The organism is Prosthecobacter sp. (genome assembly GCF_020439865.1).
Classification (GTDB): Bacteria; Verrucomicrobiota; Verrucomicrobiia; order Verrucomicrobiales; family Verrucomicrobiaceae; genus Prosthecobacter.
This window is the reverse complement of the sequence record NZ_JAGRPF010000011.1, coordinates 1-12,711: the sequence shown is the minus strand read 5'-3', so window position 1 is coordinate 12,711 and position 12,711 is coordinate 1. Positions and strand designations below refer to the sequence as shown.

14 protein-coding genes are annotated in these 12,711 nt (G+C 58.1%); 8 read left to right on the top strand and 6 right to left on the bottom strand.

Features of this window, described 5'->3' with window-relative positions; genetic code table 11:
• Both KDL09_RS00860 and KDL09_RS00855 read left to right on the top strand, forming a co-directional pair.
• Positions 1-402: His/Gly/Thr/Pro-type tRNA ligase C-terminal domain-containing protein (locus tag KDL09_RS00860; protein WP_294380359.1), on the top strand; the 402-nt coding region annotated here is incomplete at its 5' end.
• A 30-nt stretch (positions 403-432) separates the two neighbouring features.
• Complete coding sequence (locus KDL09_RS00855) at positions 433-1,005, top strand: hypothetical protein (RefSeq protein WP_294380356.1); 573 nt, start codon at positions 433-435, stop codon at positions 1,003-1,005.
• Between the two features lie 72 nt (positions 1,006-1,077).
• On the opposite strand, the gene KDL09_RS00850 is transcribed toward KDL09_RS00855, so the two are convergent.
• The 3 genes from KDL09_RS00850 to KDL09_RS00840 are packed head-to-tail and all read right to left on the bottom strand — an operon-like array spanning position 1,078 to position 3,054.
• Positions 1,078-1,647, bottom strand: a complete 570-nt coding sequence (locus KDL09_RS00850) for an aminodeoxychorismate/anthranilate synthase component II (RefSeq protein WP_294380353.1) — start codon at positions 1,645-1,647, stop codon at positions 1,078-1,080.
• Between the two features lie 27 nt (positions 1,648-1,674).
• Positions 1,675-2,172, bottom strand: coding sequence for a hypothetical protein (locus KDL09_RS00845; protein WP_294380351.1), 498 nt, complete (start codon positions 2,170-2,172; stop codon positions 1,675-1,677).
• 27 nt (positions 2,173-2,199) lie between these two features.
• Positions 2,200-3,054: a hypothetical protein gene (locus KDL09_RS00840; RefSeq protein ID WP_294380350.1), complete on the bottom strand. Its 855-nt coding sequence runs from the start codon at positions 3,052-3,054 to the stop codon at positions 2,200-2,202.
• A gap of 110 nt (positions 3,055-3,164) precedes the next feature.
• On the opposite strand from KDL09_RS00840, the gene KDL09_RS00835 reads away from it, so the two are divergent.
• Positions 3,165-3,842 (top strand): class I SAM-dependent methyltransferase, encoded by a 678-nt coding sequence (locus tag KDL09_RS00835; protein WP_294380348.1) that lies wholly within the window; start codon positions 3,165-3,167, stop codon positions 3,840-3,842.
• Between the two features lie 12 nt (positions 3,843-3,854).
• Here KDL09_RS00835 and KDL09_RS00830 read toward each other — a convergent pair whose 3' ends face one another.
• The 3 genes from KDL09_RS00830 to KDL09_RS00820 are packed head-to-tail and all read right to left on the bottom strand — an operon-like array spanning position 3,855 to position 6,493.
• Entirely contained in the window at positions 3,855-4,625 is a 771-nt protein-coding gene (locus KDL09_RS00830; protein WP_294380344.1) for an SDR family oxidoreductase, read from the bottom strand.
• 47 nt (positions 4,626-4,672) lie between these two features.
• Positions 4,673-5,683: a carbohydrate kinase family protein gene (locus KDL09_RS00825; protein WP_294380342.1), complete on the bottom strand. Its 1,011-nt coding sequence runs from the start codon at positions 5,681-5,683 to the stop codon at positions 4,673-4,675.
• Positions 5,684-5,713: 30 nt separating this feature from the next.
• Positions 5,714-6,493 (bottom strand): ATP-binding cassette domain-containing protein, encoded by a 780-nt coding sequence (locus KDL09_RS00820; protein WP_294380340.1) that lies wholly within the window; start codon positions 6,491-6,493, stop codon positions 5,714-5,716.
• 311 nt (positions 6,494-6,804) lie between these two features.
• On the opposite strand from KDL09_RS00820, the gene KDL09_RS00815 reads away from it, so the two are divergent.
• From KDL09_RS00815 to KDL09_RS00795, 5 genes are read left to right on the top strand one after another with little or no spacing between them, the layout of a single operon-like run.
• The gene (locus tag KDL09_RS00815) at positions 6,805-9,699 is read left to right on the top strand and encodes a tetratricopeptide repeat protein (RefSeq protein ID WP_294380338.1); all 2,895 of its coding nucleotides are present in this window, start codon (positions 6,805-6,807) and stop codon (positions 9,697-9,699) included.
• Between the two features lie 28 nt (positions 9,700-9,727).
• A complete protein-coding gene (locus tag KDL09_RS00810; protein WP_294380337.1) occupies positions 9,728-10,657 on the top strand; it encodes a tetratricopeptide repeat protein in 930 nt (309 codons plus the stop codon).
• A 35-nt stretch (positions 10,658-10,692) separates the two neighbouring features.
• Entirely contained in the window at positions 10,693-11,535 is an 843-nt protein-coding gene (locus KDL09_RS00805; RefSeq protein WP_294380335.1) for a MotA/TolQ/ExbB proton channel family protein, read from the top strand.
• Positions 11,536-11,587: 52 nt separating this feature from the next.
• Complete coding sequence (locus tag KDL09_RS00800) at positions 11,588-12,016, top strand: biopolymer transporter ExbD (RefSeq protein WP_294380334.1); 429 nt, start codon at positions 11,588-11,590, stop codon at positions 12,014-12,016.
• A gap of 10 nt (positions 12,017-12,026) precedes the next feature.
• Positions 12,027-12,509, top strand: a complete 483-nt coding sequence (locus KDL09_RS00795; protein ID WP_294380332.1) for a biopolymer transporter ExbD — start codon at positions 12,027-12,029, stop codon at positions 12,507-12,509.
• Positions 12,510-12,711: the final 202 nt, after the last annotated feature.

Sequence of the window (12,711 nt, the reverse complement as noted above, 5' to 3'; positions counted from 1 at the left end):
GTCATCGCCAAGGCCTTCAGCGAGACCGAAAAGGTCGATGAGAAGGGCAAGAAGGAAGTCATCACCGTGCTGCGCCTGCATCCGCGTGTCGCCCCGATCAAAGTCGGCGTCTTCCCGCTGCTGAAGAACAAGCCCGAGCTCGTCGCCAAGGCGCGCGAGGTCTATGCGCTGCTGAAGAAGCACCTGAACTGCTTCTACGACGAAACCGCGAGCATCGGCCGCCGCTACGCCCGCCAGGACGAAGTCGGCACGCCCTTCGGCGTCACCATCGACTTCGAAACCTGCGGCGAAAAAGGCCCCGAACTCCAGGACACCGTCACGTTGCGTCATCGCGACAGCGGCGAGCAGGAGCGTGTGAAAATCAGCGAGCTGCTCGGGAAGCTGCTGCCGTTGGTGGGGTAAGAGGGCAGCACATCAGCGACGATCATGACCATGACTGAGCTCTTTCAGAAGGAAAGAGATGCATACGTCCGCGCATTGGAGTCATGCCTGGCTGAGATGCGCAAAACATCACCAGAGGCAGCCGCTGAAGTTCTCGTGGAAACGAACAGTCCGGAAACTCCGCTGCCGTTTCGCCTGACAAGACCTGACATCATCAGCGGATCGGCGAATAAACCGAAAATCAGTCGTGTAGTGAAGGACGAAGTGTTCCACTTCACACCACACGAGGCGAAATTGTCTGGAGGCGCAAAGCTGCTTCTTCACCCTTTGCGTTGGGACAACTTTGAAATCTGTCTGACAGGTAGGATCAACGGATGGGAGCCTTACGAGGCATGGGTTCAGAAGTGGTTGGATGCTGACGACGTCATGACATCACCCGATTCTGATTTTGCCGGGCGCATTCATCAGGCGAGTATGCCGCTGGAAGAGAACGGTTGTTGGCACCTTGTCGTCGACATGGGAAGTGCTGGGCTTGATGCGCTGAATGAGTTGTTTGGCGTTCTCCAATCCATAGGAGCCGATTTTGTCGAGATCGGCGGCGAAGACTCAAGCACATCACAGTAGCTGAGCGAGTGCTAGACCGGATGAACCCGGGACTACAAACAATGGAAGCGCACTCGGAAGACACGTTCCCAATCACATCTCCAAAAAATTCTTCAGCAGGTGCTTGCCGTCCTGGGTGAGGATGGATTCGGGATGGAACTGGACGCCGTGGATGGGGAGTTCCTTGTGGCGGAGGCCCATGATCTCGGATTCGTCATCACTCGCGGTGGCGGTGATCTGTAGGCAGTCCGGCAAGGTGGCGCGTTTGACGAGGAGCGAGTGATAGCGCGTGGCCTCGAAGGGCTGTGGCAGGTCTTTGAAGACGGATTCTCCGCGATGGTTGATCATCGAGGTCTTGCCATGCATGAGGCGTCCGGCGCGGACGACCTCGCCGCCGAAGACGTGGCCGATGGCCTGATGACCAAGGCAGACACCGAGCAGCGGCGTGGTTTTGCCGAAGCGCTCGATCACGGCACAGCTGATGCCGGCTTCCTTCGGCGTGCAGGGACCGGGAGAAATGCAGATGTGGTCAGGCTTGAGCTTTTCGATTTCTTCGAGCGTGACCTGGTTGTTGCGGCGGATTTCCATGACGGCTCCCATCTCGCCGAAGTACTGGACGAGGTTGTAGGTGAAGGAGTCGTAGTTGTCGATGATGAGGAGCATGGGAGAGCGTCAAGCGGTCGCGGCTGATCAGAAGCCGCGGAGCTGGAGGATGGTGTCGAGTTCGCGCTGGAAGGCGGGGATGTCGGCGGCAGGCGGCTGATAGCCGGGGGCGGGGCCGCGCATGCCGAAGCGTCCCATCTGATCCATGAACCACTGGACGGTGGTGCCGTCGGTGAAGGTGGCCTTCCCGCTGATGAGGGCGCCTGCGGGCGGGATCTCATCGACGGTGACTTTCAGTTCGCCACCGGGAACCGACTCCGCGGGAGCAGGTGCGCCCTCTTCCGGTACGACTTCGTCTGCGACGGCCGGTTCAGGCGGCGGTGCCGGTTTTTCCTCGGGCGGCGGGGCTTCACGCGGCTTGTCCTGAATCTTGATGCCGAGCTCCATGATGAGGAGACGCGTCTCCATGTAGGTGAGCGTGACGGAGCACTCGGTGCGGAGGCGGTCCTGAATCTGATTGAGGTTCGCGCCTTCAGCGGCCCATTGTTCGACGAGTTGACGCTGTTGCGGAGTAAGGTTGGCCATGAGCTGTGTTACGAGGCTGAAGCGGCTTCAGCCGTTCATCTTGTCGGTGATGATGTGGGAGAGGGTGGAGGCTTTTTCGTGCAGCTTCTTCACCTCCTCGAGACTCAAGGCCTTGCCCTCGGGCACGTCGAGAAGCGGGAGCAATTCTTCCAGGCCCTTGCGGATCTCCTGCAGCGCCGGATTCTTCATGATGCTGGGGTGCAGGCTGTCGAGGCTCATCAGGTAATACTCGGCGATGTCGCGGCGGGTGAGCTGGCGGGTCTTTTCCTCAGAGTAGTTGTCTTTGATGCTCTGGGTGGAGATCTCCAGTGCGCGAAGCCAGCCGCCGAGGCTGATGAGGTGCGCGATGTCAACGTCCCGCAGCATGACCATCTCGGCCTCGACATCGGCCTGCGTTTTGGCGAGCTCGACACGGAGGTCCTGCCAGTTGCCCTTGAGGCTGTATTCAAAGAGGCTCTGCTGATGCTTGCCGAGACGGGTTCCGGCGCCGAGCGCCTTGCCATACTTCACCATGGCGCGGCCGACGGACTCCATCTCCTCGACCTTCTCACATTGCACGATGAGGAAGCCGTCGGCGATCAGCGTGCCGAGTCCCATGGCAACGATGATTCGGTCGGCGGGGGTCTTGTCGGTGAAGGAGCGTTTGAGGTCGTCAAAGCGCAGCTTGCCGACGTTGTTGAGCATGTCGAAGAGCTTGCGGATCGAGGGCGTGGTGAACTGGTTCACGCCGAACTCCTCACGCACATGTTCGTCGCCCACGACATCCTCAGGGATGGGGTTCTTCTGCGGCGTGCGCTCTGGCGCATCCTGGGCTGGAAGCACGGCGATGCCTGCGGCTCCAATCAAGGGCAGCAGCAGGCGGGCGAAGGGACGGCAAGTCATGGCGGCGATGATACGGAGTCACTCCGAGATTTCCAGCGCGAGTCTGGAAAAGTCTTTAGGCGGCTCAAATCGCTACATTTGCGCCAATTCCTTCGTTAACTGAACTCATCATGCGCCTGCTCCTCTGTTTGTTCCTCGTTGCCGCCTTCCATCTGCCCGCTCAGGACGCTCCTCCTGCGCTGACGGAATACATGGGGCGCCAGATCGCGATGACGATGCACTGGAAAGGCGCTGAGTGGCTGATGCGCCGCGTGCGCGACCGCGAGGAAGCGACCACACTGATGCGCAAGGAGCTGAGAGTGAAACCCGGCATGGTCGTGTGTGACATGGGCTGCGGCAACGGCTACCACACGCTGCCGCTGGCCGAGATGGTGGGTGCCACGGGCAAGGTCTATGCGGTCGATGTACAGCCCGAGATGATTCAGATGCTGAAGGCCAACATGGAGAGCAAGGGCGTAACGAACATCGTGCCGATCAACAGCCTCTACCACGACCCAAAGCTGCCGCCGAACACCTGCGACATGATTTTGATGGTGGATGTGTATCACGAGTTCTCGCATCCCGTGCAGATGCTCGCGGGCATGCGTGCGGCCTTGAAGCCGGACGGGCTGCTCGTGCTGGCGGAGTATCGCGCCGAGGATGAAAGCGTGCCGATCAAGCCTGAACACAAGATGAGCAAGGCGCAGATCAACAAGGAGATGAACGCCAACGGCTTCAAGCTCGTGCGCGAGTTCGACGGGCTGCCGTGGCAGCATCTGATGTTCTTTGGGAAGGCGGACGCGAAGTAGGAGCCGGAGCTTCTACAGCACGTTCACCGCCGCGCCGCCATCGACGACGATTCCCTGGCCGGTGATGTAGCTGCCGGCTTCGCTGGCGAGCATGAGGGCCGGGCCGGCGAGTTCACGCGGTGCGGCCCAGCGTTTCACCGCCGTGCGATCGGCGAAGTATTTCTTCTCCTCGTCGTTGAGCAGCTTGCCGGGCATGTCGGTGAGGAAAGGGCCGGGGCAGAGACAGTTCACGGTGATGCCGTAAGGTCCGAGATCGAGCGCACTGGCGCGGGCAAGACCGATGAGTGCGGCTTTGCACGCGCAATAGACATTCCGTTTCAAGCGGCCGCCGACGCCGAGCACGGAGGAGATGTGAATGATGCGGCCCCACTTGCGGGCCTTCATACCGGGAACGACGGCGCGGGTCAGAGACATGACGGCGGTGAGATCGACCTCGACATTGCGGTCCCAAACTTCATCGGTGATTTCATCGATGGCCTGCGGGTTGTTGATGCCGGCGTTGTTGACGAGGATGTCGATTTTTCCGAGACGCTTTTCGGCTTCCACCGCCAGTGCTCTCACGGCGGCACGATCCGCCATGTCGGCGACCATCCATTCGACTTTTACCTTCAAGCCATCGCCAATTTCGGCAGCGGCGGCTTTGAGTTCATCCGCGTTGCGGCTGGAGATGAAGACATCGGCGCCAGCTTCGGCGAAACCGCGCGCCATTGCTTTGCCAAGACCTTTGCTGCCGCCTGTGACGAGTGCCGATTTGCCAGAGAGATTGAAGAGTGGAGAGGACATGCGCGCGGTTTAGCATGCGCTCACGGAATGCGCGAGGAGAAAGCGAATCAGTGACGAAAACCGAACTGTGCTGCGAGTTCGAGGCATTCATTCACGGGGCGAAGGCCTTGGGATGGTGTGGGATGCGTGAGGCAGATCGCGGCGGTGCAGACGGCGAGACGCAGACGTTCGGCTATGGGCGATTCTTCATGCGTGCCGTGGAGGTAGCCGGCCGCGAAGGCATCTCCGGATCCGGTGGCTCCGGCGATGAAGTTCGGCGGGAGCTGAAGCGAGGACTGATGGTGAACCGAGCCGCCTTTCTCGACGACCACAGCTCCAGCTTCGAAGTGAATGACCACTTCACGTCGGACACCTGCGTCGAGAAGCTGCCGTGCGGCGGCCTGGATTTTTTCGAGGTCTGGCGGCGAGCCTTTAAGGTCGATCCCGGTGGCATTGCCTGCTTCGATTTCATTTACGATGAGATAATCCGTGTAGGGCAGGGACGCGGCGGTGATTTCGCGGAATTGGGGATTGCTCGAACTGACGAGATCGAGGGTGGTGATGAGTCCGGCACGTTGCGCGCCCTCGAGCACCCGACTAGCGACGGTGCGTCCATCGGGAAGCAGGCGGTCCATCTCGCTGAGGAGCATCAAATACCCGAGGTGGAAGATTTTCGCCCCGGTGCGGCTGAAATCAAAATGCGCCTCTCCAAGCAGCGCATTGGTGCCGAGTTGATGGAAAAACGTGCGGCGTCCGCTGCCGGACACGGTCATGGCGTCGGTGTAGCTGGTCGGTGCGGCGTCCGTCTGCTGGAGTTGCGTGATGTCGATGCCCGCCGACTCGCAGTCACGGAGGATCCAGTCACCGTTCGAGTCCCTGCCGACGAGTCCGACAGCGGCGAGCGGATAAGAGACGCCCATGGCAGCAAGATCCTTGAGCACGTTGTAAGGACCACCACCGTTGGAAGAGGTCTCGCTGCTGATGAACGCGAGCATGTCCTGCTCCGGCCAGGCATCGATGAGCTTGACGTGGTCGATGATGAAGTTGCCGCCGGCGAGGATGCCGTTTCGAGAGGTCATGACGCGAAGGATAAAGCTCTGGCAAGGATGTCAGCCGAGGCGGAGCGAATAACGCTCGCTGTGGCGCGATAACTTTACGGGAGATCCATAGATAGCGCTGAGATTGGCGCTGTTGAGTGTGACACCTTTCTCTCCGGCGGCATGCACCAGGCCGTCACGCAGCATGAGCACATGGGTGATGCAGGGCAGGATCTCTTCGACGTGATGTGTGACCATGACGAGGGAGGGGGAATGAGGCTGGCTGGCAAGGCTTTGCATCCACTGCAGGAAGTGCTCGCGGGCGACGGGATCGAGACCCGCGCAGGGCTCGTCGAGAATGAGAACCTCAAATCTGGCCATCAGCGCGCGGCAGATGAGCACCTTTTGCTTTTCGCCTTGGGAAAGAGGCCCCCACAGGGCATGGCGCAGGTAGTCGCAGCCGACTTGCTTGAGCAGTTGTGCGGCCTGACGCCGCACGGCGGGCAGGGGATCTTCAATGAGGTTGAGCTTGGCCTCGCGGCCGCTGGCGATGACATCGATCACAGGCTCACCGCTTTCAAGGTAGGTGGTGAGTGTGTTGGTGACCAGACCGACGCGGCGACGGACTTCCCGCCAGTCGTCATCACCGAACACGCTTTCGTCGATCTGAAGCGTGCCGCTGGTGGCGCTGTCGTAACCGGTGATGAGATTGATGAGCGAGGTCTTGCCGCAGCCGTTGGGGCCTAGAATGCACCAGTGCTGATCTGGATCGACGCGCCAGGTGATGCCTTTGAGGATGGGGCGCCCTCGGCGAAAGGTGAGATCGGTGACTTCGAGAACAGGGTTGGACATGCGCGCGGATTCTCGAATGAGTACTGCGGAATGTCGAACGGGGAGTGCTGCCGGCAGGTGAAGGATGGCTGATGTAGCCCGCCGGGGGGATTCGCACCGCCCTTCGTGGGCAGAAATTGTCCTTTTGATTTTTCTCCCGTGACAAAAATGACCATCCTGCTAGTCTCGATTTCCTTTCCTGAAAAATGCCAGCCCACCAAGCAGCCCAGCCGTCCTGCGCACCGCACCGTGATACAACGCGCAATTCCAAGCTTGCGTTATGTCATGGTCTTTTTGTAGGTTGGGCATACGTGGAACGCACCCTGCAACACATGAGACCGATTTTTTGCGCCGCCTTGGCATTTGCCGCTGTCACGCCCGTGTTTGCCCAGGCTCCTGCGCCGCCCGCTGCACCTGGCGCCCCAGCGGCTCCTGCGGCCCTGAACATTCAGCAGGAAACAGAGGCCCTCATCAACGCCGCCAGCGCTCTGTTTACGGAAGCCAAGTATCAGGAGGCGCTCGCCAAGCTTGATCAGGCCAAGAAGAACCTGAACAACAAGCCCTTCGAGAGCATCATGTTCGTCGAGGGGGCGTGTCACTACAATTTGAACGACTACCCAAAGGCGATCGAGTCCCTGGAGGCCTACGTAAAGGAGTTTCCTCAGGGCGCGATGATCACCGATGTGCGAATGGCGCTGGGCCGCTCCTACATTGCCAGCAAGCAGGAGGACAAGGGGGTCGAAGTGCTCACGGATGTTGTACGCAACTCGCCTGAAAAGAAGGCCGAAGCCGGTCTGATCATTGCTGACGCTCTCAGCAAAAAGGATCAAAAGGACAAGGCCCTTGAAATCCTCAATTCAGTTCTCGCCGACGGCATCCGCAGTGCGGAATCAATTCAGGCGGCCATGCTGGCGGCCAACATCTATGTGAGCAGCGGAAAGCTTGATGAAGCCGGTGCGCTGATGGACAAGGTCCGAAATTTCGCGTCAGGCGGTGACAGCATCGCCCAGATGAACAACATCTATCTCAAGCTCGGTGATGAGATGATGGAAAAGAAGTCCTTCAAGGATGCGCTCGGCGCCTACCAGTTGGTGCGCAAGAAGAGCGAAATCACCCGCATTCAGAAGGAGCAGGTGGCCAAGCTGGAGGGACAACTCAAGACCGCCAAGGGGGTGCGCAAGGAGGAGCTTGAAACCAAGCTCAAGGCCAATCAAGAGATCATGGCCGAGATCGAGAAGCGCACGGACTATGACGCTTCTCTCTACTATCGTCTGGGACGCTGCTATTACGAAATGGGTGCTCCGAAAGAGGACGGCACGGTTGGTGATTCATCGCGGCTCTGGCAGGCCATTTTGGCTTTCGAAGTCATCGTCAATGAATTCAAGGAGTTCCCGCAGCGCGACAAATGCATGTTTGGACTCATCATGGTTAATGCCGCCCTGCGGCGCATCAAAGAGGCGCGTGAACTGTGTCAGAAGTTCATCGACAACTTCCCGGATAGTGAGCAGATCGGGCAGGTTTCCGAGATGTACGGCATGCTTGCCTACCAAAACAAGCAGCTCAAAGAGGCGGTGGATGCGTTTGCAAAAGCTGAGACCTTCCCCAAAGCTGACAAGCCACGCCTGCGCTTCCTGCGTGGCAGTGTTTTGTTTGAGATGCAGCGCTTTGACGAGGCTCGCACCGCCTACGAACTGCTGATTCAGGAGTTTCCGAATGAAGAAGCCTACAAGGACGATGCGCTCTATCGCATCGCGTTGAGCTATTTCTATCAGAACGACTACAAGAGCGTGACCAAGGCGCTCAAAAACTACATCAAGGAAAACCCGAAGGGCCAGTATGTGGTGGATGCGCGCTACCGAATGGCTTTCATCGATTTCCAAGGGGGGGACAAAAAGAAAGCCGAAGAGGAGCTGCTAAGCATCGTCAAGGATGCGCCGAATGACCAGAACATCGGTCAGGTGCATGCGCTGCTCGGTGACATCTACAATCAAAAGGCCGATTATGAGAATGCGACGATCAACTTTGCCGCCGCGGTGGACAAGGCCAAGACGGATGACGTGCTCAACTACGCCATGGATCAGGTCACGGACCTGTATGTGGGTGCCAACAAGTGGACGGAGCTCTCCGAGATGTGGCAGAAGTATTACAACACCCACAAGGACAACGATGATCTGTCTCTCAAAGCCATCCTGTGGATCAGCCGCTCCAAAATCAAGGAAGGCAAAGTGGACGAGGCGAAGAAATTGCTCTCTGAGCACATCAAGACTCGCATTGCCAATGCAGCAAACCAGCAGGTTGAAGGCTTGATTCAGCAGCTTGTGAGCATCAGCGCCCCTAAACGCCGTCGCGTTTCGACGACTGCGACTAGTCCCGCCCCGGCCAGTGGTGAAAAATCTGCCGATGGAGCCGCTGCACCGGCTCCGGCACCGCCGCCTGACCTTACTTTTGAAGACGTCGAGAAGGAACTCGAGGATTCGCTGACACCGCCTCCGGCGGCAATGAATGGCACCGCCCAGATGCGCATTCTCTTCGCGAAAACATGGCTGGCCAAGACGATGAAGATTCCGGACAAGGCCGAGAAATTCTTCAACATTATCATCGAAGTTGCGAAACCCGATGATCTGAGCCCGATGCTGCTGGCGACCGTGGGTGACAGTGCCCGCAAAAAGGGTGATCTGGACAAGGCAAACGCCTGCTACATCCGCCTTCGAGACTTCTTCAAGGACAGCGAATACTCTGACGGAGCTCCGGTCGGTCTGGCGGAAATCGCATTCGAGAAGGGCGATTATGATAAGGCGCTCGAACTGTTCCGCGATGCGCTGACCAACTACCCCGGCAGTTCCAGAGTGCTTGATGCTACACAGGGCGAGGCCAAAACACTGGCCAAACTCAAGAAGTTTGATGATGCGAAGAAGATCTTCGAGCAGATCGCCAACACGAAGGAGTGGCGTGGACATGCCACGGCCAACGCCCTGAGGATGCTGGGTGAAATCGAAGCCACCCAGAACAAACACGAGGCGGCCATCGCCTACTTTCAGCGCGTGTTCATCGCCCACCAGAAGTGGAAGGATGAAATGGCCAAATCTTATCTCCTCTGCGGGAAATCTTTCATAGCCCTGGGCAAGCGCGAAGAGGCCAAGAAGACCCTGCAGGAAATGGTGGCTCGCAAGGATCTCCAGGAACAGCCGGAAATGAAGGAAGCCCAGCAACTCCTCGCCACCCTGTAACATCATGCGAACTCACTTCACGACTTCCATGCGCACGTTCGCTTTTGTTTTTTCGTTGATCGCCATCTGCATCGCCGGTTCCGCCCATGGGCAGGCCATTGTGCTCAAGGACGGCAACCGTGTCTTCTCCTCGGAGTTTTCGATTCAGGATGGCAAGATTGTCCGCACTATTCAAATCGGTGAGAACAAAGCCACCAGCATTCTGGACAAAAAGAACATCGACTCGCTGGAGTGGCCCTATCCGGCCGAATTGACCGAGTCCTCCGACCTGCTGGCCAAAGGCAAGACCGATGAGGCGATTGCAGTGCTGAAGAAAGGCCGCGACTTCTTCGAAAACTTCGAAGGCATCGAGGGGAACTGGTATGTCGATATCTACTTTGCCTACATTGAGGCGCTGAATCAGGGGGGCAAGTTCGACGATGTGGTGAAAGCACTCCCTGCCTTGCGTGCACTGAAACTGACGGACGCGCAAAAAATGCGCCTGCGGATCATTCAACTCGACATCGAACGCCAGACGACCTCGGATTATGTATCCATCATTGCCGAGGCTCAGGGCATTTTGAAGGAGACGGATGATTCGGCAATCGGGGCATCTTTGTGGGCGATCATTGCGGACGTTTATTCGCGCAAAAAGGAATGGGAAAAGGCCTTGCTGGCCTATCTGCGCATTCCGGTGTTCTACGGCACCCAGATGCAGCGCGTACCGGAAGCGGAACTCAACGCTGCCAAGACTTTGATCAAGATGAAGCGCTACGAAGACGCGAATACCTTCCTCGCGCGCATCATCGAATCCTATCCAGGATCGCCCATCGCAGATACCGCCACCAAGGAAAAGGCGGCCATCGCCGGAATGAAGAACGTCGCTGAAGACGAGGCTGCTGCAGCCGGCAAGTCTGACGAAGCCACACCCAAGGAAGGCGAGCCCGCTTCAACCACTGATTCCAAACCCAAAGCCTGATTCCCCCACCCATGCAAACCAACACTGCCACCACCATGACCCGATACATCCCCAACGGCCCCGCCCGCGCGTTCCTTTGCGTCCTGCTGGCGTTTGGCGTTCTCACTTCACTCAATGTTTACGCTCAGGAGCCGGCTGCTCCCGAGGGCGGCGCCGAGGCGCCGCATACGGAATCCATGATCGACCGCTTCATCGAAGGTGGTTGGGTGATGTATCCGATCACCGCATGCTCGATCGCTCTGGTCTGGCTCACGGTTGACCTGTGGATGCGCACCGGCATCAAGAAGCTGGCTCCTCGGGCCCAGGTGGCGCAGGTGCAGGATCTGTTTCGTGCAGGCGACTATGTCGGAGCTTATCAGTTTTGCAAAGGCAGCCCGTCGCCATTTAGCAACATCACTCGGGTAGCGCTCAGTTTCCTGGGCGACGGCCACGAAGCAACGGAAGCGGCTTTGTTCACCGAACTCAACAAGGCGAATTCCGCGACGCAGACGCGCATCAACTACCTGTCGGTTATCGGGGTTTGCACGCCGATGATCGGTCTGACCGGCACCGTGACCGGGATGATGCGCGCGTTCTCCACTCTGAAGACCAGTGGAGCAGGGGACCCCGCCAAGCTTTCTGGAGCTATCGGTGAGGTGCTTATCGCAACGGCATCCGGTTTGTTCATCGCTGTTCCGGCGTTCATGTTCTTCTACTTTCTGCGCAACCGCCTTCAGGTCGGTATGACTGACCTTCAGGAGATTGTGATGTCGCTGTTCCGCAAGATGCCCTACCAGCATCTCAAGGACGCCCACGTCGGTGAAGAAGAGTTCTACGCTGCCATTCCGAACTGGGTGGCCGGTGGTGAAGAAGTCGTTCACGCGGCTCCTGTCGCGTAATGTCACGTACTTGATCTACTCAATTCTCAACCCTTAACCTTCTTCTAACACTATGGGCGGCGGCGGCGGTGGTGGTGATGGCGAACCGGAGTTCCAAATTGCTCCGATGATTGACGTGCTGTTGGTGTTGCTCATTTTCTTCATGAGCATCACCTCGGCGCAGGTGTTGCAGATCGACAAGGAGATCCAGCTCCCGGTCGCCGGCGACGCCAAGAAGAAGGAGAAGAACATGATGAACGAGGCCGCACTCAACGTGCGTTGGACCAACGGCAAGGCGACGATCATTTTGGACAACACCACCTATGACATCGTGGAGCCGCTGGTGGAAAAGCTGCGGGCGCGCAAGGAGAGCAATCCCAAGTACAGAGTCGTGATTCGTGGCGACAAGCGTCTTCCGGCCGTCGAGATCCAGCGGGTGATGACAGTGATCGCCCAGGCCGGCATTGATGACATTTCCTTCTCAGCATTGAACAAAGAATAACTTTCAACTCATGGCAGAAGAATTCGGACACAAAAAGAAGCACCGTGAAATCGAGCAGGAGCAGCTGGCGGTTGGTTTCCAGATTGCCCCCATGATTGACGTGGTGTTCGTCATCATGTTGTTCTTCATGGTCATGGTCGGTTCCGTGAAGGTGGAACGTGAACTCAAGAGCCAGCTTCCAGGTCTGGCGCCGCCCTCGGCGGATGCTCCACAGGAACTGCCGGATGAGATCATTGTGGGGGTTGAGGAAACCGGTGCGGTAACGCTCAATGAGGAAGAGTTCGACAGCCCCACCGACAAAAAGCTGCCTAATTTCACAGATACACTCAAGCGTCTCAAACAGGAAGCCGACAACCGTAATGCAAAGGTGATCGTAACCATTCAGGCCGAGGAACAGGCCACCTATGAGCGTGTCATCGATGTGCTCAACGCGCTGGCCGTTGCCAAGGTGTCCAACGTGACCTTCACCGTTGGCAGTGACGTGGGCTTCTAATCCCCGAAAAGTTGATTTTTTGACTGCCTCCCCCCAAGAAAAGGGGAGGTATTTCGTCTGTTTACCCTGAAAACATCCCCGTCATGAATCCGCAGCAGCCAGGAACACCGCAGAATCCGCCGCAGCCCCCGCACCCGGGAGCGACCCAGCCGCTGCCTCCGGGCTACATGCCGCCGCAGGGCTATCCGCCGCAGATGCCGGG